This is a genomic window from Streptomyces sp. NPDC093221 (genome assembly GCF_044753885.1).
Lineage (GTDB): Bacteria > Actinomycetota > Actinomycetes > Streptomycetales > Streptomycetaceae > Actinacidiphila.
On record NZ_JBIVOA010000002.1, the window covers coordinates 115,990 to 136,694 of the forward strand.

Below are 20,705 nucleotides of genomic sequence, written 5' to 3' on the forward strand. Positions count from 1 at the left end.
CGCGACCGCCCCGTCACCGCAGCGCCTTCTCGACCTGGCGGGCCACCTCGGCCGCGCGGGCGGGCGGCAGCGGCTCGCCGTCCTTGCCGACGACGTAGAAGGCGTCGACCGCGTTCGCGCCCAGGGTGGAGATGCGCGCGGAGCGGACGGTGACGGCGGTGGCGGTCAGGGCGAGGCCGATGCGGTGCAGCAGGCCGGGGGCGTCGTGGGCGCGGACTTCGAGGACGGTGGCGGTCTGCGAGGTGCCGCCGGGGGCGACGCTGACGCGGGGCGGCGGCGGGGTGATGCCGCGCCGCCGCGGATAGGCGGCCTCCCGCTCGGCGAGCCTGGCCTCGATGTCCAGGGTGCCCTCGACGGCGCGGGCGAGGTCGGCGCGGAGCCTGGCGGCCTCGGGCAGCGCGCCGTACTCGGCGGAGACCCGCCAGGTCAGCAGCGCGATCGGGCCCTCGCCGAGGGGGTCGACGGCGCGCAGGTCGGCGGCTCTGACGGTGAGCCGGTGCAGGGCGAGGACGCCCGCGGCCTGGGCGACCAGGCCGGGCCGGTCGGGGACGGCGAGGACGAGTTCCACGCCCAGCGCCTCGTCCTGGGCGTCGCCCTCGGCCTCGGGCTCGGTGTGGGCGTGCAGCGCCAGCACCGGGCCGCCGGTGCGGGCGGCCTCGATGACCAGGCGTTCCTCCTCGGCGGTGGGCTCGCGGTCGGCGACCTGCGGCAGCGCGCCGCTGTCGAGCGCCCCGGCGACCCGGTCGACCAGGTCGGCCAGGAGCGAGGCCCGCCAGGTGCTCCAGGCGGCGGGCCCGGTGGCCAGCGCGTCGGCCTCGGTGAGGGCGGCGAGCAGTTCCAGCGTGGAGGTGTCCCGTACGGTCTCGGCGACCGACCGGATGGTCTCGGGGTCGTCGAGGTCGCGGCGGGTCGCGGTGTCGATGAGCAGCAGGTGGTGGCGGACCAGCAGGGCGAGGGTGTCGACGTCGGCCTCGTGGAAGCCGATCCGGGTGGCGACGTCGCGGGCGATGACCTCGCCCGCCTCGCTGTGGTCGCCGGGCCAGCCCTTGCCGATGTCGTGCAGCAGCGCGGCGGTCAGCAGCAGGTCGGGGCGGCCGACGCGGCGGGTCAGCTCGGCGGCCTGCACAGCGGTCTCGACCAGGTGCCGGTCGACGGTGAAGCGGTGTACGGCGTTGCGCTGCGGGCGGCAGCGGACCCGCTCCCAGTCGGGCAGGAGCCGGGTGATCAGCCCTTCGGCCTCCAGCGCCTCCCAGACCTGGACGGTGGACTCACCGGCGCCCAGCAGCGTCACGAGCTGTTCGCGGGCCTCCCCCGGCCACGGCACGGGCAGCGGCTTGGCCGACGCGGCGAGCCTGCGGACGGCGTGCAGCGACAGCGGCAGCCCGGCCTGGGCCGCGGCCGCCGCGGCGCGCAGCGCCAGTACGGGGTCGCGGTCGGGTCTGGCGGCCAGCGCCAGCACGGCCTCGCCCTCCTGCTCCACGACGCCGTCGGCCAGCGGTACGCGCTCGGGGGTGTGGACGGCGGCGGGGGTCGTACGGCCGCGGCCGAGCAGTCCGCGGCGGCGGGGCCGCTGCTGGCGTGAGCGCAGGACACGGCCGACCTCGCGCCAGGTGACGTCGGAGGCGTACGCGATCCGCCGGGCGGCCTCGTAGACCTGGCGCAGCAGCGCGTCGGCGTCGAGCAGGCCGAGCGCGTCGGCTACCTGGTCCTGCTCCTGGAGGGCGAGCCGGTCGGTGGCGCGGCCGGTGGCCAGGTGCAGGGCGTCGCGGGCGTCCAGCAGGGTGGTGCGGGCCTCTTCGAGGCCCTCGCGGGGCGCGTCGGCGAGCCAGGAGGCGGCGACGGCCCGCAGGGCGGTGGCGTCGCGCAGGCCGCCGCGGGCCTCCTTGAGGTCGGGTTCCAGCAGGTACGACAGCTCGCCCTGGCGTTCGGCGCGCTCCTGGCACATCTCGTGCAGCGCGGGCAGCCGCTTGGGTGCCTGATTGCGCCAGTCGGCCAGGACGCTGCTGCGCAGGGCCGCGGTGAGCGCGGAGTCGCCCGCGATGTGCCGGGCGTCGAGCAGGCCGAGCTGGACCTTGAGGTCCTCCCCCGCGGTCTGCCGGGCCTCCGCCGGGGTGCGTACCGAGTGGTCCAGGGCCAGGCCGAGGTCCCAGACCGGGTACCAGATGCGGTCCGCGAGGGCCGCGACGGTCTTCTGCGAGTCGTGCAGCAGCACCAGGTCGAGGTCGCTGCGCGGTGACAGCTCGCCGCGCCCGTAGCCGCCGACGGCCAGCAGGGCGAAGCCCGTGGTGCCGGTGGCCGCCGCGGCCTCGGTGGCGAGCTGCGCGAGCCACTGGTCGGTGAGGGCGGCCAGGGCCGCACGGCGCGGCGGCCCGGACCGCGCCTCCTCGTTGAGGAGACGCAGCCGGGCCGCCGCGTAACTGCTGTCCTGCGCTTCGACGCTGTCGGTCACTCGTTCTCCACGCTGGGGGCCAATGGTGTGGTCCTGGTGCCCCTCCCGGCGAACACCGCCGGTCACGGCACTAGGGCGTATCCGTAAAGTCTCGCCTGGCTGGCGGCGCCTGGCACGCACGCTCGCTGCGTTGTCGGGCTCATCCGAATAGGCCCACTATGAGGACGACCCTCCGCCTTGCGATCGCACGCACCAGACACCGCCAGCCCCGCCCTCCGGGCGGACGACGCGACTTTACGGACACGCCCTAGAGCGCGTCGGGGCCGCGCTCGCCGGTGCGGACCCTGACGGCCGTGTCGACCGGCAGACTCCACACCTTGCCGTCACCGATCTTGCCGGTTCTGGCCGCTTTCACGATCACTTCGATGAGCTGTTCGGCGTCCGCGTCCTCCGCCAGTACCTCTATGCGGATCTTCGGCACCAGGTCGACGGTGTACTCCGCGCCCCGGTAGACCTCGGTGTGTCCACGCTGCCGACCGTAGCCGCTGGCCTCGGTGACCGTGAGGCCGTGGACGCCGAACGCCTGGAGTGCTTCCTTGATCTCGTCGAGCCGGTGGGGCTTCACGACGGCGGTGATGAGCTTCACGCGTCCACCTTCTTGCTGGAGGCGTCCGCCTCGCTGTTCGCACCGGGCACGGGGACGGAGGACCGGCCGCCGACACCCGCGAAGTCGTACGCGGTCTCGGCGTGCAGGACCTGGTCGACGCCGGTGACCTCTTCGTCGTCGGTGACCCGGAAGCCCATGGTGACATCGATGAGCTTGGCGAGGATCGCGGCGCACACCAGGGAGTAGCCGAGGACCGCGCCGACGCCGATGAACTGGAGGCCGAGCTGGTGCCAGCCGCCCCCGTAGAAGACGCCCTTGGCGGTCTGGCCGACGCCGCCGGTGGCGAAGAAGCCGATGAGCAGGGAGCCGACGATGCCGCCGACCATGTGGACGCCGACGACGTCGAGCGAGTCGTCGTAGTTGAAGCGGTACTTCAGGCCGACGGCCGCGGCGCAGGCGACACCGGCGATCAGACCGACGGCGATGGCGCCGAGCGGGGAGACCGAGCCGCAGGCCGGGGTGATGGCGACCAGACCGGAGACCGCGCCGGACGCGGCGCCCAGGGTGGTGAAGGAGCCGTGCCTGATCCGCTCGTAGATCAGCCAGCCGAGCATCGCGGCGGCGGTGGCGACCTGGGTGTTGGTGAAGGCCACGGCGGCGACGCCGTCGGAGCCGAGCCAGGAGCCCGCGTTGAAGCCGAACCAGCCGAACCACAGCAGGCCGCAGCCGAGCATGACCAGCGGGAGGCTGTGCGGGCGCATCGGGTCCTTCTTGAACCCGTTGCGCTTGCCGATCACGAGGATGACTCCGAGGGCCGCGGCGCCGGCGTTGATGTGCACCGCGGTACCACCGGCGAAGTCGATGACACCCTTCTTGAACAGCCAGCCGTCGGAGGCCCACACCCAGTGCGCGACCGGGAAGTAGACGACCGTGGCCCACAGGGTGATGAACAGCGCCCATGCGGTGAACTTGACGCGGTCGGCGAGGGCGCCGCTGATCAGCGCCGGGGTGATGATCGCGAACATGAGCTGGAAGACGGCGAAGACATAGACCGGGATGCCGTATCCGGGCCAGAGCTCCGAGATACCGATACCGCGCATGCCCAGCCAGTCGGTGCCGCCCATGAAGCCGCTACCGCTGTCGAAGGCGAAACTGAATCCGTACAGCGTCCAGAGAATGGTGATGATGCCCAGACTGATAAAACTCATCATCAACATGTTCAGGGCGCTCTTGACGCGCACCATGCCGCCGTAGAAGAAGGCGAGACCTGGGGTCATCACCATCACTAGGGCGGCGCTGATCAGCATGAACGCCGTACTTCCGGTATCGAGCTTGGGCGCATCCGCGGCCAGCGTGATGATGGCTGGTGCCATCGGCGTCTCCTCGTCATCCGAACGGCCCGTGCGGGCGGTGCAAGGGTTGGGCCGGTTTTCGCCAAGAGATTCGCTCAGGCGGGTTTCCGACGATGCCGCACGGTGTTTCGGCGCCGTGACGAAGAAGTCGCGCGTGTTACGTGAAGGTGAACCGGCCGTACGTGACCGGAAGGCTGTATACGCGTGTGACGTGGGATGGGATACGAAGCGGATACGGACCGGCCACGAGTCGGGGAAGCCGGTCGGATACCCGTCGGTATACGGGACGGCCGGGACAGGCGTGACAGTAATGCCGCGTTACGCGGAGGGCCAGGCCACAGCGGACGCGGCGGCGTTTACGCGGACGCGTTGACGTGTACGGACGCGGCGACGTTCACGCGGACGCGGCGACTTCCGGGAGCTCCGCCGAGAGCCGGTCGGAGAGCGCGACGACCTCGGCGACATCGCCGTAGTCGCGTACCGCGGACTGGGTGGTCTTGCGGATACGGGTGTTGACGCGCTCGGAGCGGACCCGCTTGGCGACGGTGATGGCGTGCTCGGTGAAGTGCGCGGCCTGCTCGGGGTTCTGCTGGAGCAGGTGCACGGTGGCCATGCCCACCAGATTGAGCGCGTACGCGCGTTGGTGCACCGGGTCGTCGCTGAACAGCTCGACGGCGCGCTCCATGACGGGGTGCGCGAGGGAGGCGTACGTGGGGCTGCGGCCCGCGATGTAGGCGAGGTCGCGGTAGGAGTGCGCGTTTTCCGCGTTCAGTTCGGCCTCGTTGAAGAAGCTGATCCAGGACGGGTCCTCGGCCGGGCGGGAGTCGCTCCAGGTGTCCTCGGCCATCCGGACGGCGCGGTGGCATTTGTTGACCTGGCCCATGTTGGCGTACGCGCGGGCCTCCAGCGAGTGCAGCATCGCCTGGGTGGTGGCGGTGGCCGAATCCCGACTGCCGTACTGCGCGAGGTGGATGAGCTCCAGGGCGTCGTCCGGCCGGTCCAGGTGGATCATCTGACGGCTCATCGAGGACAGGATGAAGGCGCCGAGCGGCCGGTCGCCCGCTTCCTTGGCCGCGTGCAGCGCGAGGACCAGGTACTTCTGGGCGGTGGGCTGGAGTCCGACGTCGTAGCTCATCCATCCGGCGAGCGCGGCGAGGTCGGCGGTGATCCGGTACAGCCTGCGGGCCACGGCCTCGGGCTGCGGTTCCTGGAGCAGGTCCGTGACCTCGTGGAGCTGGCCGACGACGGCTTTGCGGCGCAGGCCGCCACCGCACTGATTGTCCCACTCGCGGAACATCACGGTGGTGGACTCCAGGAGCTGCAACTCCTGTTCCGACAGCCTTGAGGGGCGTCCCGCGGTGTCGCGGGGCGCGGTGAGCAGCGGTCCGTCGGCCCCCGATGGGCCCTGCGGGCCGCCCGCGGCGGAGCCGGTGGGCACCAGCCAGCGCTGCATGGGCTCGATGAGCGCGGGGCCCGCGGACAGCGCGAGCGAGGCGCCGAGGAAGCCGCGGCGGCCGAGCATCAGGTCGCTGCGGGAGAACTCGTTGATCAACTGGACGGTCTGCGGGCCCGCCCACGGCAGGTCGACGTCGCCGCCCGCGGCGGGCTGGTGCGCGGAGCGCAGCCCCAGGTCCTCGACGGGCACCACGCAGCCGAAGCGCTCGGAGAACAGCTCGGACAGGATGCGCGGGATGGGCTCGCGGGGCTGCTCGCCGTCGAGCCAGCGGCGCACGCGTGAGGTGTCGGTGCTGACGTGGTGGGCGCCCAACTGGCGTGCCCTGCGGTTCACCTGACGGGCCAGCTCGCCCTTGGACCAGCCGCTGCGCACGAACCAGGAGGTCAACTGCGCGTTGGGCTGCTTCTCTTGTGTGCCGCCCACGGTCAAGCCCCCATCCGAACTAGCTCAACCCTTTGGATACCAGGGCTGGTTGAGTCCTGTCGACACCGCACGCACCGCCGTAGGCATGCCTGCGGCACAACCGAGCAGGCGTGCGGACGGCCCTCGTCGGCCTACGAACCGAAAGTAATCCTACGATCACCCGTCCGCGACCGTTGTTGCGGAAACGCCACCATTCGCCACCCCTTCGAATGAACTCGACTATGGCGACAGGCGATTCACTTGACACATGCCGGTCGGACGAGGTCAGGCGGGTGCGTAACCATCGGGCGCGGCGATCCGTTGGAGGTGTCATGGTGTTCACGATCGGCAGCATGCGGGAGATCCGGCAGCAGCGGACCGGAGGGCGGTCCGGGGTTCGGCCCGGCGCGCGCCGGCGAACGCGCGCCGCCGTGTGCACCACTGTCGCGGAGTACACGGGGTTGTGCGGCTGGGCCGTGGTGCCCGGTGCGCGGGCCACGCGCGGCGGCGGTTCGTGCTCGTGCGGCGCGGACGACTGCAAGGAGCCGGGCGCGCATCCGCTGCCCTTCGCCGACGAGATCCCTGCGGGCACCACGCTTGAGCGGGCCGCCCATGCCTGGTCACAGGTGCCGGGGGCCGCGGTGCTGCTGCCCGCGGGGCGGACCTTCGACGTGCTCGACGTGGCCGAGGCGTCCGGGCGCCGGGCGCTGGTACGGCTGGAGCGGATGGGACTGCGGCTCGGTCCGGTCCTGCTGACGCCGACGGGGCGCGCGCAGTTCTTCGTCGCGCCGGGCGCCGCCGCCGAGCTGCCGCACCTGCTCTACCGGATGGGCTGGGACGACGCGCGCCTCGACCTGCGCTGCCTGGGCCCCGGCGACCATGTGACGGCTCCCCCGTCCGACCTCGGCGGCCACGGCCCGGTCCGCTGGCTGCGCGAGCCGGTCCTCGACTCGGCCGCCCAGCCCCCCGAGGCCCGCCTCCTGCTCGGCACTCTGGCGTACGTCAGCCACCGCGACAGCGCCTTCGCCTGAGCCCTGCCGTCCCGCTCGGCGCTCGGCGCTCGCTCCTCACCGCCTGCCGCCTGCCGCCTGCCGCCTGCCGCCTGCCGTACACAACCAGGTACGAGTAAGGGACGCCCACCTGGGTGAGCGCCCCTTACCGCAGCCGTACGACGGGCCCTAGTCCCCGATGAGCGCGTCCACGAAGGCGCCCGGCTCGAACGGGGCAAGGTCGTCGGCGCCCTCGCCGAGGCCGATGAGCTTGACCGGGACGCCCAGCTCGCGCTGGACGGCGACGACGATGCCGCCCTTGGCGGTGCCGTCGAGCTTGGTGAGGACGATGCCGGTGATGTCGACGACCTCGGCGAAGACGCGGGCCTGGACGAGGCCGTTCTGGCCGGTGGTGGCGTCGAGGACGAGCAGCACCTCGTCGACCGGGCCGTGCTTCTCCACGACGCGCTTGACCTTGCCCAGTTCGTCCATCAGGCCGGTCTTGGTGTGCAGGCGGCCCGCGGTGTCGATGAGCACCGCGTCGGCGCCCTCGGCGATGCCTTCCTTGACCGCGTCGAAGGCGATGGAGGCGGGGTCGCCGCCCTCGGGGCCGCGTACCGTACGCGCCCCGACGCGCTCGCCCCAGGTCTGGAGCTGGTCGGCGGCGGCGGCGCGGAAGGTGTCGGCCGCGCCGAGCACGACGCTGTGGCCGTCGGCGACCAGCACGCGGGCGAGCTTGCCCGTGGTGGTGGTCTTGCCGGTGCCGTTGACGCCGACGACCATCAGGACGGCCGGGGACGTCTCGTGGCTCTCGGTGTGCAGGGTGCGGTCCAGCTCCGGGTCGAGGAGCGTGATCAGCTCCTCACGGAGCAGCCCGCGCAGCTCGTCCGGGGTCCGGGTGCCGAGCACCCGCACGCGGGTGCGCAGCCGCTCCACCAGTTCCTGGGTGGGCGCGACGCCGACGTCCGCGGTGAGCAGGATCTCCTCGATCTCCTCCCACGTGTCCTCGTCGAGGCGTTCGCGGGAGAGCAGCGTGAGCAGGCCCTTGCCCAGCGAGTTCTGCGAGCGCGACAGGCGTGAGCGCAGCCGGACGAGGCGTCCCGCCGTGGGCTCCGGCTGTTCGAGCACCGGCGCCTGGGGGACCTGCACCTCCTCCACGGCGTCGGGCGCGGCGGTCGCGCCGGGCAGGGCGACCTCTTCGATGGTCCTGCGGGGCTCCTCCCGCGGGGCCTCGGCCTCGTCACCGACGTGCGGTTCCGCGGGAGGCGCGGTGACGGACGGGCTGCTCGGCGGCGTCGGCGGGAGCTGCCGCTTCTTGCGGCGGCTGCCGACGACCAGTCCACCGGCGCCGAGGATCACGACCAGGGCGATGACTACGGCAAGGACGACGATTTCCATGGTTTCTTTCGGAGCCTTTCACCAGGTCAGGGCGTGTGCATGCTAGCCCACCGACGCTCGGGACCACCGAGGCGTCACGGCTCGGTCAGGCACACGCGCACGTCAACCGTACGGGAAACCCCTCGCCCGCCCAGGACCCGCGCCCGTATCCGCGCCGCGCGGGCGGCGCGCGGGCGCCGAGCGAGCGGCGAGCGAGCGCCGCGCGAGCGGCGGACCGCGGCCTTCCCGGCCCGCCCCAGCCGTCCCCGGACCGTCGCGGCCCTGTGAATCTGACGCTGCGTCAGCTAATCTCCGGTCGCCCGCATCCGGCGAAGGGGGCCGTCCGCCATGACCGTGACCGTCGTGCGCATGAATCTGATCGATCCGGGGGCCGAGCCGAAGGCACTCGGCGCACGGTACCGGGCGGCCCTGGAGATGGCCAGGTACGCCGACGAGCACGGTGTCACCACCGTGCAGACCGAGGAGCACCACGGCGCGGAGAACAACTGGCTCTCGGCGCCGCTGGCCTTCGCGGGAGCGGTGCTCGGCGCCACCAGCCGGATCTCGGTGACGGTGTCCGCGCTGATCGGGCCGCTGCACGACCCGCTGCGGCTGGCGGAGGACCTGGCCGTACTGGACCTGGTCAGCGGCGGGCGGCTGGTCACGGTGGCCGGGATCGGCTACCGCCCGGAGGAGTACGCGGCCTTCGGCCAGGACTGGCACCGGCGCGGCGCCCTCCAGGACGAGGTGCTCGATACGCTGATCGCGGCCTGGACCGGCGAGCCCTTCGACTACCGCGGCCGGACCGTACGCGTCACGCCCCGTCCGTACTCCCGGCCGCATCCGCCGCTGCTGATCGGCGGCAGCTCACGGGCCGCGGCCCGCAGGGCGGCCCGGCTCGGCCTGCCGTTCTTCCCCAGCGCGCACCTGCCGGAGCTGGCGGCGTACTACGAGGAGCGGCTGGCCGCGTACGGCACGGAGGGCTGGTGCCTGATGCCCCCTGCCGACGTGCCGCTGCTGCACATCGCGGAGGACCCGGACCGGGCCTGGGCCGAGTACGGCGGGCACCTGCTGCACGAGGCGCGTACCTACGCGTCCTGGCAGTCGGGCGACATCCACTCGGCGGTCCGCTCGGCCGCGTCGGGAGTGGCGGAGCTGCGCGCGGAGGGCGTCTACCGGATCGTCACACCGGCGCAGTGCGTCGCCCTCGCCGAGGCGGGCGGTGACCAGGCGAGCCTGGTGCTGCACCCGCTGTGCGGGGGCATGCCCGTCGACGAGGGCTGGCGGAGCCTGCGGCTGCTCGCGGAGCAGGTGCTCCCCAAGCTCGCCGCGTAGCCTCCGGGGACCGCGGCCCGGCACCCGGCACTCGGCACTCGGCACTCGGCACTCGGCACTCGGCACCCGGCACCCGGCACCCGGCACCCGGCACCCGGCACCCGGCGAGCTTGGCGCCCGGCTATCCCATCTCCTCCAGCGTCTTGCCCTTCGTCTCCTTCACGAACACCAGCACGAACGGGATGGAGAGCGTCGCGAAGCACGCGTAGATGACGTACGTGCCCGACAGATTCCAGTCCGCCAGGCTCGGGAAGCTCGCGGTGATGGCCCAGTTGGCGATCCACTGCGCGGAGGCGGCGACGCCGAGCGCCGCGGCCCGGATCTTGTTGGGGAACATCTCGCCGAGGAAGACCCAGACGATGACGCCCCACGACAGGGCGAAGAAGAGCACGAAGCAGTGGGCGGCGATCAGGGCGACCGTGCCCTCGGTGTTCGGCAGGGTGGCACCGGACTTGGACGAGAAGGCCCACGCCTCCAGGGCGAGCGCGACGGCCATGCCGGTGGAGCCGATCAGCGCCAGCGGCTTGCGGCCGATCCGGTCCACGAAGATCATCGCGATCACCGTGCCGATGATGTTCACGATCGACGTGGTGAAGGAGTAGAAGAACGAGCTGCTGGGGTTGATGCCGACCGACTGCCAGAGCGTGGACGAGTAGTAGAAGGCCACGTTGATGCCGACGAGCTGCTGGAAGACCGACAGGCCGATACCGATCCAGACGATCGGCAGGAAACCGCCGCGGGAGCCGAGCAGGTCCTTGAAGGTCGACTTGTGCTCGCGCCGCATGGCGGTCTCGATCTCGGCGACACGGGCGTCCAGGTCGGTGTCCGAGCCCTCGACATCGGCGAGTACGGCCTTGGCGTCCTGCTCGCGCCCCACGGAGATCAGGAAGCGCGGCGATTCGGGGATCGCGAACGACAGCAGCCCGTAGACCACCGCGGGGATGACCATCACACCGAGCATGACCTGCCACGCCTCCAGGCCGACGATGTGGCCGCGCTGGTCGCCGTGGGCGCCCTTGAGGATGGCGTAGTTGACGAGCTGTGAGACCGCGATGCCGAGCACGATGGCGGCCTGCTGGAACGAGGCGAGCCTGCCGCGGTAGGCGGGCGGCGAGACCTCGGCGATGTAGGCCGGGCCGATGACCGAGGCCATGCCGATCGCGAAGCCGCCGATGATCCGCCACAGGGCCAGGTCCCACAGCGCGAAGGGCAGTGCCGAGCCGACGGCGCTGACGGTGAACATCACCGCGGCGATCTGCATGCAGCGGATACGGCCGATCCGGTCGGCGATCCGGCCCGCGGTCGCGGCGCCGATGGCACAGCCGATCAGGGCGATGGCGATGACCTGGGCGAGCGTGCCGGAGCCGATGTTGTACTTGTCACGGATGGCCTCGACGGCGCCGTTGATGACGGAGCTGTCGTAGCCGAAGAGAAAGCCGCCCATGGCGGCGGCGGCCGTGATGAAGATGATGTGGCCGATGTGCTCCGGCAGCGGGTTGTGATCTGCCGAGGCGGAGGCTCGTGCGGTGCTGGTCAAGATGGCTCCTCGGGCTCGGCGGTGAGCCCTCACATGAGGGTCTGGATCTTCGAGTGTCAGCCGACGCGTCGGTCACCACCACTCGGGAACCGGGCCTGACCCGGAGCCCTACGCGGCCGGCTGCTTGCCGTTCCGCAGCCGTTGGCTGATCACCTTGGAGACACCGTCGCCCTGCATCGATACGCCGTACAGGGCATCGGCGACCTCCATCGTCCGCTTCTGGTGCGTGATCACGATGAGCTGCGAGCTCTCCTGAAGCTCCTCCATGATCCGGATGAGCCGCTGGAGATTGGTGTCGTCCAGCGCGGCCTCGACCTCGTCCATCACATAGAACGGACTCGGCCGTGCCTTGAAGATCGACACCAGCATCGCCACCGCGGTCAGCGAGCGCTCACCGCCCGACAGGAGCGACAACCGCTTGACCTTCTTCCCGGGCGGACGCGCCTCAACCTCCACACCTGTGGTCAGCATGTTGTCCGGGTCGGTGAGCAGCAGCCGACCCTCCCCACCTGGGAAAAGCCGCGAGAAGACGCCCTCGAACTCGCGGGCGGTGTCATGGAAGGCGGCGGTGAAGACCTGCTCCACCCGCTCGTCCACGTCCTTGATCACCTGGAGCAGGTCGGCCCGCGTCCTGCGCAGGTCCTCCAGCTGCTCGGTGAGGAATTTGTGCCGCTCCTCCAGCGCCGCGAACTCCTCAAGCGCGAGCGGGTTGACCTTGCCGAGCTGGGCGTACGCCTTCTCCGCCGCCTTCAGCCGCTTCTCCTGCTCGGGGCGGTGGTACGGGCGCGGCTGGTTGCGCGGGTCCTCCGGGTCCTCGGGCAGGATCTCGCCCTCGGCGGGCGGCGACGGCGGCACGAGCTGGTCGGGGCCGTACTCCGCGACGAGCCCCGCGGGCTCCATGCCGTGCTCCTCCAGCGCCTTGGCCTCCAGCTGCTCGATCCGCATGCGCTTCTCCGCGCCCAGCACCTCGCCCTTGTGGACGTCGCCGGTCAGCCGGTCCAGCTCGCTCTTCAGGTCCCGGCCGCGCCGCCGCTCCTGGCCCAGCTCCGCCTCGCGCTCCGCCCTCGCGTGCTCGGCGGCGGCCCGCTCCTCCTCGGCGCGGCCCAGCGAGATCTGGACGCAGTCCAGCAGCGCGCGGGCGCCCTCCACCACGGCTGCCGCGACGGACGCCTCGTAGGCGAGCCGGGCCCTGCGCTGCTGGGCGCGGGCCCGGGTCTCGCGCTCGGCGCGCGCCGCCCGGTCCAGGCCGTCGGCCCGGCCCGCCAGTCCCTTGACCCGCTCCTCGTGCGTACGGACCTGGAGCCGCGCCTCCATCTCGGTCTGCCGGGCGTTCGCGCCGTCGGCGGACAGCCGGTCCCGTACGGAGGTGTCCGGCTCCTCCTCGCCGGGCTCCTCCTCGGCCTCGCTCAGCCGGTACGACAGCTCCTCGAACTCCTCGCGGGCCGCCGCCAGCGCCTCCTCGGAGCGGCCCACGGCCGCGGCGGCCCGGTCCGCCTCCCCCGCCGCCGCCCTGGCCTGGCCGCCGAACCGGCCCAGCTGCTGCGCGACCGAGGACTTCTCCTTCTCCGCCGCGCGGCGCAGCTGGGTCAGCGCCTCGACCTCGCGCGTCGCCACCGCCCGGCGCTCCTTGGCGTCCTGCTGCTCGGCCGCCAGCGCCGCACAGCGCGCGTCGAGCTGTTCCAGTTCGGCCGTCGCCTCGTCCACCTGCGCCTGCACTTCCAGCAGGCTGGGCGCCTTCGCCGAGCCGCCCTGCGCGAGATGCGCGGACAGCACATCGCCCTCCGCGGTCACCGCGGTCAGCTCGGGACGCCGTCCGACCAGTGCCTCGGCCTCCTCCAGCGACTCCACGACGACGATCCCGTCCAGCAGCCGCCGCACCGCGGGCAGCAGTTCCCCGTCCGCGGCGACCAGTTCCACGGCCCACCGCGCCTGCCCGGGCAGCCCTGCGGCCTCCGGCCTCGGACCCGGCACACCGGCGCCCGCCGTCGCCGCCGGAAGGCGACCCCCGTCACCGGCCACGGCGGAGCCGCCGCCCGCCTGCCCCGGCAGCGCGGCACGCCGCCCGCCCGCTTCGGCCGCGTCCGGCCCCGGGTCGCCGGAAACGCCCGCGTCTGCCGGGCCCGGGCCCGACCCGCCGGGCCCCGCGCCGCCCCCGGAAACGCCCCCGCTCGCGAGGCCCTGACCGTCCCCGTCGGCCGCGTCGCGGGCGGCCTCCGTCGGCGGGCGGTGGTCGCGGGCGACGACGGGCTCGGCGGCCGGGGCCGCGAGGAGGAGGGCCGCGCGGCCCGCGTCCTCTTTGCGGAGCAGGCGCAGCGCGTCCGCGGCGGCGGAGGGGCCGGTGACCGCGACGGCGTCGGCGGCGGCACCGAGCGCGGCGGCGAGCGGGATCTCGTAGCCGGGGGTGACGCGGAGCAGCGCGGCGGCCGAGCCCAGGATGCCGGGCAGGGCGTCGCGCCCCTCGCCCGCGCTGAGCAGCGCGCCGGTGCCGTCCTTGCGGCGGAGCGACGGCGCGAGCGCGTCCCGGCGGGCGGCGACGGCGGCGCGGCGGCGCTCCGCCGCGGTGGCGGCCTCGCGCGCGGCGCTGAACGCCTCCTCCGCCGCGGCCTGTTCGCGGCGCGCGGCCTGGAACCGCTCCTCCAGCTCCGAGTCGTCGGCGTCCAGGCCGTCGACCTGCGCGCGCAGTTCCTCGTACTCGCCCTGCGCGGACTCCGCCCGGTCGCGGGCCTCGTCGCGGGCGGCGGCCAGGCGGCCGATCTCGGCCTCGGCGGAGGCGGCCTTGGAGCGGGCGGCGTTGACCTGGGCGTGCAGCCGGGCCAGGCCCTCACGGCGGTCGGCGATGGCGCGGGCGGCGGTCCTGAGCCGGGCCTCCTCCTCGGCGAGCCGGCGCTCCAGCTCGGCGCGGTGGTCGACGGTGTCGTCCAGGGCGCGCTGGGCCGCGTCCAGCGCCTCGGACAGCTCGGCCTCCTGCTCGCGGATGCGGGCGGCCTCGCGTTCCATGTCCTCCGGGTCCCGGCCGCGCCGCTCCTCGGCGGGCTGGGACGTGGCGTGCCGGTGCCGCTGCTCGGCGAGGCCGATCGTGCCGCGTACGCGTTCGGCGAGCTGGGACAGCGCGTACCAGGTGGCCTGCGCGTCGGTCAGCCGCGGCGACAGGGCGCGTACCTGCTCCTCCAGGCGGGCCTCGCGCTGGACGGCGGCGGCCAGTTCCGTCTCGACGGCGTCGCGGCGCTCCTTGAGCGCGGCCTCGTCGGCGACCTCGGCGCTCAGCGCCTCCCGCAGCGTGACCAGGTCGTCGGCGAGCAGCCGCAGCCGGGCGTCGCGCAGGTCGGCCTGGATGACGGCGGCGCGGCGGGCGACCTGGGCCTGGCGGCCGAGCGGTTTGAGCTGGCGGCGCAGCTCACCGGTGAGGTCCGTCACACGGGCGAGATTGGCCTGCATCGCGTCCAGTTTCCGCAGCGCCTTCTCCTTGCGCTTGCGGTGCTTGAGCACACCCGCGGCCTCCTCGATGAAGGCGCGGCGGCCCATCGGGTCGGCGTGCAGTACGGAGTCGAGCTGGCCCTGGCCGACGATGACGTGCATCTCGCGGCCGATACCGGAGTCGGAGAGAAGTTCCTGGATGTCCAGCAGGCGGCAGGTGTCGCCGTTGAGCTGGTACTCGCTGCCGCCGTTGCGGAACATGATCCGCGTGATGGTGACCTCGGCGTACTCGATCGGCAGGACGCCGTCGCTGTTGTCGATGGTCAGGGACACCTCGGCGCGGCCCAGCGGGGGGCGGCCCGTGGTGCCGGCGAAGATGACGTCCTCCATCTTGCCGCCGCGCAGCGACTTGGCCCCCTGCTCGCCCATGACCCAGGACAGCGCGTCGACCACATTGGACTTGCCGGACCCGTTGGGGCCGACGACGCAGGTGATTCCGGGTTCGAAGCGCAGGGTCGTCGCCGAGGCGAACGACTTGAAACCGCGCAGCGTGAGGCTCTTGAGATGCACGCCGGTCGACTCTACTAGCCGTCCTCGGTTTCACCGAGGAAGGCGCAGGGCACATCATGCGTTAAGAAGCGACGTCCAGGCGGGGAGCGGGTGGGGAGCAGGGCGAGGGGACAGCGCGCGGAATGACGAAAGGGACGCCGAAGCGTCCCTCGCGGATTCTGCAAATTCTCAGGCGGTGTCCGGGGACACCTGTCCGGGCCGGGGACCGGTTCAGGCGAGCACGGGCTCCGCGCGAGATACGTCGATGCTGCTGAGCAGCGACTCTTCGTGCGATGCGACAGTCAGAGCGTCGTTCTCGGCCTGCATCCGGACAAGCTCGGATTCCAGATCCTGAACGCGCTGCTGGAGCCTTCGCATCTCGGCGAGAAGTCGCGGGTCGGGACCGCCGACGTAACCGAGAAGCGCCTTTGCCATGATGGATGGTCCTCCACGCTGAGTGACCGACCGAATGCGGTTTGGGTCGTGGGTGAGGGTTGCTCGCCCGCGCAGGGTGAGTGCCGTGACCGCCGCTGAACAATCCTGGAGCCACGATGCGCGGGGCTTCCAGAGTCTCACCAAATAACGGGACGGTCAACACGATCACAGCCCAGTCGTCGGGTCCGCCTCAGAAAACACGGCGCTGACGGCGCCGCGGGCTGCCCGCGTGGCATAGGGATCATGCTCGATGGGGGCAGCCTGACACGGCGATCGTCGTATGGCAACCAAATTGCTCAGCGGATCTCGAAACCTTCGTATCCGCCCCGCGGCCGGCCCCAGATCTCGGTCACTCCGTCGACCCGTCCGGGCGTGTCCCCGCGGCGCAGCCACTCCAGCAGCCGCTCGCACTGTTCGCGCGTGCCCTCGGCCACGACCTGGACCCGGCCGTCGCCCAGATTGCCCGCGTAGCCGACGAGGCCGCCCAGTTCCAGGGCGGTGGCCCGGGTCCACCACCGGAAGCCGACGCCCTGGACGCGGCCGCGCACCCACGCGGTGAGCCGGACATCTTCGTTCATGTCCGCACGCTATCCCGCCAGTTGGATCAGCAGCACATCGGCGGGCGGCGTCATTCGCTACAGTCACCCGACAACGGGGTCACCCGTTCGGGTTAATCCGCCGAATCGGGCCGCCAGAACCGAGCCGACCAGAGGAGCGCGAAGGATGGGCCGTCACAGCCGTCATGCGCAACCGGCAGCGCCGGAGACGGGACCCCGCTCGCACCGCGGGCGCCGTAAGCACCACCCGGTCCGTACCGGACTGCTCGCCACGTCGGCCGCGATGGCCGTGGGCGCGGTCGCCGCGTCCTCCGGGATGCTCAGCGGCCTCACCGCCGGTCTCGACTACCGCCAGGGCGACGCGGGCCACACGCAGGCCGACGGCCCGGCGGACCCGTCGCGCGACGGCAGCGACATGCCCTCGCCGCTGGGCGACAGCACGGTGCCGACCCCCGGGCAGACCACCGGCTCCCCCGGCACCCCGTCCTCCGGTACGCCGTCGAAGCCGGGCACGATGCGGTCGAACACGGCGACGCCGTCCCGTACGGCCACCAGCCCGGCCGCCGCCCCCACGCCGACCCGTACGACGGCCGCGCCCACCACCCCGGTGCCGACCACCACCGCGGCCCGCACCCAGCCGCCCACGACCGCCGCCCCGGCCTCCGCCGACGCCATCACGGCGGCCCGCGCGGCGATCCTCTCCCTGGTCAACACCCAGCGGGCGAGCGCGGGCTGCTCGCCGCTCACCGCCAGTTCCTCCCTCGACGGCCTCGCGCAGGCGTTCAGCGAGGACATGGCCGCCCGCGGCTTCTTCGACCACACCGACCCCGACGGCAAGACCCCGTGGGACCGCGCCAAGGCCCTGGGCATCACCAACCTCGGTGGCGAGAACATCGCCCGCGGCCAGGCCACCGCCCAGGCCGTCATGGACGCCTGGATGAACAGCCCCGGCCACCGCGCCAACATCCTCAACTGCGACTACAAAACCCTCGGCGTCGGCATCCACTACGGCAGCGGCGGCCCCTGGTGGACCCAGGACTTCGGCTTCTGAGGCCGCTGGAGCCGTCGCGGCCTGTGGAGCCGTGAGAGCCGCTGGAGCCGTCGCGGCCTGTGGAGCCGTGAGAGCCGCTGGAGCCGTCGCGGCCTGTGGAGCCGTGGGAGCCGTGGGAGCCGGAGCCGCCCTGGCCAGGGCGCTAACCGGGGGATCGCGCACCCCTGAGGTGAGCGCTGTGCGGGGGTACGCTGGGCGTATGGCAGACAGCGACCGGACGGCGGAGTGCGCCGGGGCCACCGTGAAGGACGACGGCAGGCTCGCCTTCGACGTCTTCGCGCGCTCCTGCCCGTCGCGCGGGACGCTGGAGCACGTCACCGGGCGGTGGGGCGGCCTGACGCTGGGCGCGCTCTACGAGGACACGCTGCGGTTCAACGCGCTGCGCCGCCGCGTGGACGGGGTCAGCGAGAAGATGCTGTCGCAGACGCTGCACGCGCTGGAGCGCGACGGCCTGGTCGTCAGGGACGCTCGGCCGACGAATCCGCCGCACGTCGAATACCGGCTCACCCCGCTCGGCCGGGACACCGCCGCGCGCCTGCTGTCACTGATCGCGCTGGTCGAGGGCCGGATGCCGGAGGTACTGGCCGCGCGCGAACGCTACGACGCGGAGCGCGGCACCGGCTGACAGCGCGGGCAGAAGTAGCTCGACCTGTTCATCCACGGCCGGCGCCTGATCGGTGTGCCGCAGCGGCGGCACGGCTCGTCCTCACGGCCGTACGCGTCCAGCGACCGGTCGAAGTAGCCCGATTCACCGTTCACATTGACGTACAGGCTGTCGAAGCTGGTGCCGCCCGCGGCGAGCGCGTCGCCCATCACCTCGCGGATGTGCGTGACCAGCTCCGCCGTACGCGGCCTGGTCATCGACGCCGTCGGCCGCTCGTAGTGCAGCCGCGTGCGCCACAGCGCCTCGTCGGCGTAGATGTTGCCGACCCCGCTGATCAGCGACTGGTCGAGCAGCGCCCGCTTGATCGTGGTGCGCTTGCGGCGCAGCGCCGTGTGGAAGGCGTCCTCGTCGAAGGCGTCGTCCAGCGGGTCGCGCGCGATGTGCGCCAGGACCGCCGGGAGGCCGTCCGCCGCGCCCGGCACCGCCTCGTGCAGGGACAGCCCGCCGAAGGTGCGCTGGTCGACGAAGCGCAGTTCGGTGCCGAGGGTGTCCTGGAATCGGATACGGATCCGCAGGTGGGTCTCGGCCGCCGCGGTTTCCGGCTGCACCAGGAGCTGACCGCTCATCCCCAGGTGGGCCATGAGCGACAGGTCCTCGGTGACCGGCAGCCACAGATACTTGCCCCTGCGGTGCGCCTCGCCCATCGCCGCGCCCTTGAGCCGCGCCGCGAAGTCCTCGGGCCCGGCCACGTGCCGCCGTACGGCCCGCGGATGGAAAACGGTGGCCGTCTCGACGGTGCGGCCCGAGACCCAGCGCGAGAGTCCGCGCCGGACGACCTCCACCTCCGGCAGCTCCGGCATGACATCCCCTCATGGTCCACGCGGGTGCGTGTGCCCCAGCCATGGGCGCGGGGAACCGCGCGACAGGCCCCCCACGGCCGGTGGTCGGGAGACGACCGGCCCGCCCCGCCGGGGCCGGTGGTGACCTGCGGCCGCGTCGCGGCCGATCGCGCGGTTCCCGCGCCCCTTCGGGGCTCAGCTCGCCGCTGAGGCGGCGGCTTCGCGGATGGAGCGCCAGGCGGACTCCGCCGCCTGCTGCTCGGCTTCCTTCTTGCTGCGGCCGGTGCCGGTGCCGTACTCGACGCCACTGACGCGGGCGGCAGCCGTGAAGGTCTTCTCGTGGTCGGGTCCTGATTCGGTGACCACGTACTCGGGAACGCCGAGCCCTTCGGCTGCGGTGAGTTCCTGGAGGCTGGTCTTCCAGTCCAGTCCCGCACCGAGGTTGGAGGACTGCTCGATGAGCGGGTCGAAGAGCCGGTGCACCAGCTCGGAGGCCGCTTCGAGCCCCTGGTCGAGATAGACCGCGCCGATGACGGCTTCCAGGGTGTCCGCGAGGATGGATGCCTTGTCCCGGCCGCCGGTGCCCTCTTCGCCCCGGCCCAGGCGGATGAACGCGCCGAGGTCGAGCCCGCGGCTCACGCCCGCCAGGGCACGCGAGTTGACCACCGCGGCCCGCAGCTTGGCCAGTTGGCCCTCGGGCAGGTCGGGGTGGGTGCGGTAGAGGGTGTCGGTGACCACCAGGCCGAGCACGGAGTCCCCGAGGAACTCCAGCCGCTCGTTGGTGGGCAGCCCGCCGTTCTCGTACGCGTACGAGCGGTGGGTCAGCGCACGCACCAGAAGGGCGGGCTCGAGGGTGTACCCGAGCCGCCCTTCCAGAAGCGTGGGGGACGAGGCTTTGTCCGCCGTGGCCGACTGTGGCGCTGAGGCGTCTGACATGGAGCCTGTCACCTGCCGATCAGACGTCGATGACCTGACGGCGGTTGTACGTGCCGCAGCTCGGGCACGCGATGTGCTGGAGCTTCGGCTCGTGGCAGCGCTCGCACGCCACCAGGCTCACGGGCGCAGCCTTCCACTGCGAACGGCGGTGGCGCGTGTTGCTGCGCGACATCTTCCGCTTCGGAACAGCCACGGCTACTTCTCCTGGTTCTCGTCGGCACCATGGTCGGTACCGAAACTCTGGTTGAGATCCTTCAAGGCCGCCCACCGGATGTCGGTGACCTCGTGGTGGTGGTCCGGGTCGTCCGCGAGGCGAACTCCGCATTCGGAGCACAGCCCTTCGCAGTCCTCCCGGCACACCGGCTGCAACGGCAGTGCGAGCACCACCGCGTCGCGCAGTACGGGTTCGAGGTCGAAGAGATCGTCCTCGAGTTCCAGCGCGTCCTCGTCCTCGGCGTCGTCACCGGCTTCGTCCTTGCGGGCGGTCCTGGTGTCGGCGTCGGGGTAGGAGAACATCTCCTGGAATTCCGCGTCCAGCTCACGCTCGACGGGCTCCAGACACCTTACGCACTCCCCCGTGACCGGCGCATGGGCGGTGCCGGTGACCAGCACACCCTCCATGACCGACTCCAGGCGGAGCTCCAGCTCGACCGTGGCGCCCTCCGGCACCCCGATGACATCGACGAGGCCGAGGTCCTTGGGGGCCGGCACCGAGCGGGAGACCTTCCTCATCGCACCAGGACGCCGACCCAGCTCGTGTGTGTCGAACACGAGTGGGTTGCGGTGGTCGAGGCGGGTGTTCAGGGCTTCCTGCTTTCATCGGTACGGCCTGCCCCGCGGCCCTCGCGGGCGACCCTTGCGGGCGGGCAGGCCAAA

Annotated in this window: 17 protein-coding genes; 4 read left to right on the forward strand and 13 right to left on the reverse strand. The window is 72.4% G+C overall.

Features of this window, described 5'->3' with window-relative positions:
* Positions 1 to 13 precede the first annotated feature (13 nt).
* From ACIQCJ_RS06670 to ACIQCJ_RS06685, 4 genes are all read right to left on the reverse strand, one after another.
* Positions 14 to 2,449 carry a [protein-PII] uridylyltransferase gene (locus tag ACIQCJ_RS06670; RefSeq protein ID WP_391161456.1) on the reverse strand — a complete coding sequence of 812 codons (2,436 nt, stop codon included), beginning with the start codon at positions 2,447 to 2,449 and terminating at the stop codon, positions 14 to 16.
* Positions 2,450 to 2,696: 247 nt separating this feature from the next.
* Positions 2,697 to 3,035, reverse strand: coding sequence for a P-II family nitrogen regulator (locus tag ACIQCJ_RS06675; RefSeq protein ID WP_355346362.1), 339 nt, complete (start codon positions 3,033 to 3,035; stop codon positions 2,697 to 2,699).
* Positions 3,032 to 4,369, reverse strand: a complete 1,338-nt coding sequence (locus ACIQCJ_RS06680; RefSeq protein ID WP_391050352.1) for an ammonium transporter — start codon at positions 4,367 to 4,369, stop codon at positions 3,032 to 3,034. The genes ACIQCJ_RS06675 and ACIQCJ_RS06680 overlap by 4 nt, the downstream gene beginning before the upstream one ends.
* Before the next feature lie 373 nt (positions 4,370 to 4,742).
* Positions 4,743 to 6,227: a hypothetical protein gene (locus ACIQCJ_RS06685; RefSeq protein WP_355346356.1), complete on the reverse strand. Its 1,485-nt coding sequence runs from the start codon at positions 6,225 to 6,227 to the stop codon at positions 4,743 to 4,745.
* A 311-nt stretch (positions 6,228 to 6,538) separates the two neighbouring features.
* On the opposite strand from ACIQCJ_RS06685, the gene ACIQCJ_RS06690 reads away from it, so the two are divergent.
* Positions 6,539 to 7,237, forward strand: a complete 699-nt coding sequence (locus tag ACIQCJ_RS06690; RefSeq protein WP_402710900.1) for a bifunctional DNA primase/polymerase — start codon at positions 6,539 to 6,541, stop codon at positions 7,235 to 7,237.
* Between the two features lie 147 nt (positions 7,238 to 7,384).
* Here ACIQCJ_RS06690 and ftsY read toward each other — a convergent pair whose 3' ends face one another.
* Positions 7,385 to 8,593: a signal recognition particle-docking protein FtsY gene (ftsY, locus tag ACIQCJ_RS06695; protein WP_391050355.1), complete on the reverse strand. Its 1,209-nt coding sequence runs from the start codon at positions 8,591 to 8,593 to the stop codon at positions 7,385 to 7,387.
* Between the two features lie 327 nt (positions 8,594 to 8,920).
* Between ftsY and ACIQCJ_RS06700 the strand changes: the two genes are divergently transcribed.
* Positions 8,921 to 9,907 carry an LLM class flavin-dependent oxidoreductase gene (locus tag ACIQCJ_RS06700; protein WP_188281234.1) on the forward strand — a complete coding sequence of 329 codons (987 nt, stop codon included), beginning with the start codon at positions 8,921 to 8,923 and terminating at the stop codon, positions 9,905 to 9,907.
* A gap of 121 nt (positions 9,908 to 10,028) precedes the next feature.
* Here the strand turns inward: ACIQCJ_RS06700 and ACIQCJ_RS06705 are convergent, their stop codons facing one another.
* The 4 genes from ACIQCJ_RS06705 to ACIQCJ_RS06720 form a co-directional block, all read right to left on the reverse strand.
* On the reverse strand, positions 10,029 to 11,444 hold the full coding sequence (locus tag ACIQCJ_RS06705) for a sugar porter family MFS transporter (protein ID WP_355346347.1): 1,416 nt from the start codon (positions 11,442 to 11,444) through the stop codon (positions 10,029 to 10,031).
* 108 nt (positions 11,445 to 11,552) lie between these two features.
* Positions 11,553 to 15,428, reverse strand: a complete 3,876-nt coding sequence (locus ACIQCJ_RS06710) for an AAA family ATPase (protein WP_402710901.1) — start codon at positions 15,426 to 15,428, stop codon at positions 11,553 to 11,555.
* Positions 15,429 to 15,638: 210 nt separating this feature from the next.
* Positions 15,639 to 15,842 carry a hypothetical protein gene (locus ACIQCJ_RS06715; protein ID WP_188281861.1) on the reverse strand — a complete coding sequence of 68 codons (204 nt, stop codon included), beginning with the start codon at positions 15,840 to 15,842 and terminating at the stop codon, positions 15,639 to 15,641.
* A 296-nt stretch (positions 15,843 to 16,138) separates the two neighbouring features.
* A complete protein-coding gene (locus ACIQCJ_RS06720; RefSeq protein WP_355349478.1) occupies positions 16,139 to 16,420 on the reverse strand; it encodes an acylphosphatase in 282 nt (93 codons plus the stop codon).
* A gap of 145 nt (positions 16,421 to 16,565) precedes the next feature.
* Between ACIQCJ_RS06720 and ACIQCJ_RS06725 the strand changes: the two genes are divergently transcribed.
* Entirely contained in the window at positions 16,566 to 17,450 is an 885-nt protein-coding gene (locus ACIQCJ_RS06725; protein WP_402710902.1) for a CAP domain-containing protein, read from the forward strand.
* A gap of 199 nt (positions 17,451 to 17,649) precedes the next feature.
* Positions 17,650 to 18,075: a winged helix-turn-helix transcriptional regulator gene (locus tag ACIQCJ_RS06730; RefSeq protein ID WP_402710903.1), complete on the forward strand. Its 426-nt coding sequence runs from the start codon at positions 17,650 to 17,652 to the stop codon at positions 18,073 to 18,075.
* Here ACIQCJ_RS06730 and mutM read toward each other — a convergent pair.
* The 4 genes from mutM to ACIQCJ_RS06750 form a co-directional block, all read right to left on the reverse strand.
* On the reverse strand, positions 18,048 to 18,914 hold the full coding sequence (mutM, locus tag ACIQCJ_RS06735) for a bifunctional DNA-formamidopyrimidine glycosylase/DNA-(apurinic or apyrimidinic site) lyase (RefSeq protein ID WP_402710904.1): 867 nt from the start codon (positions 18,912 to 18,914) through the stop codon (positions 18,048 to 18,050). The two genes, ACIQCJ_RS06730 and mutM, sit on opposite strands and share 28 nt — an antisense overlap.
* 174 nt (positions 18,915 to 19,088) lie before the next feature.
* Entirely contained in the window at positions 19,089 to 19,829 is a 741-nt protein-coding gene (gene rnc / locus ACIQCJ_RS06740) for a ribonuclease III (RefSeq protein ID WP_188281856.1), read from the reverse strand.
* A gap of 19 nt (positions 19,830 to 19,848) precedes the next feature.
* Positions 19,849 to 20,022, reverse strand: a complete 174-nt coding sequence (gene rpmF / locus ACIQCJ_RS06745; protein WP_188281855.1) for a 50S ribosomal protein L32 — start codon at positions 20,020 to 20,022, stop codon at positions 19,849 to 19,851.
* 2 nt (positions 20,023 to 20,024) lie between these two features.
* Complete coding sequence (locus tag ACIQCJ_RS06750; protein WP_355349491.1) at positions 20,025 to 20,633, reverse strand: YceD family protein; 609 nt, start codon at positions 20,631 to 20,633, stop codon at positions 20,025 to 20,027.
* Positions 20,634 to 20,705: the final 72 nt, after the last annotated feature.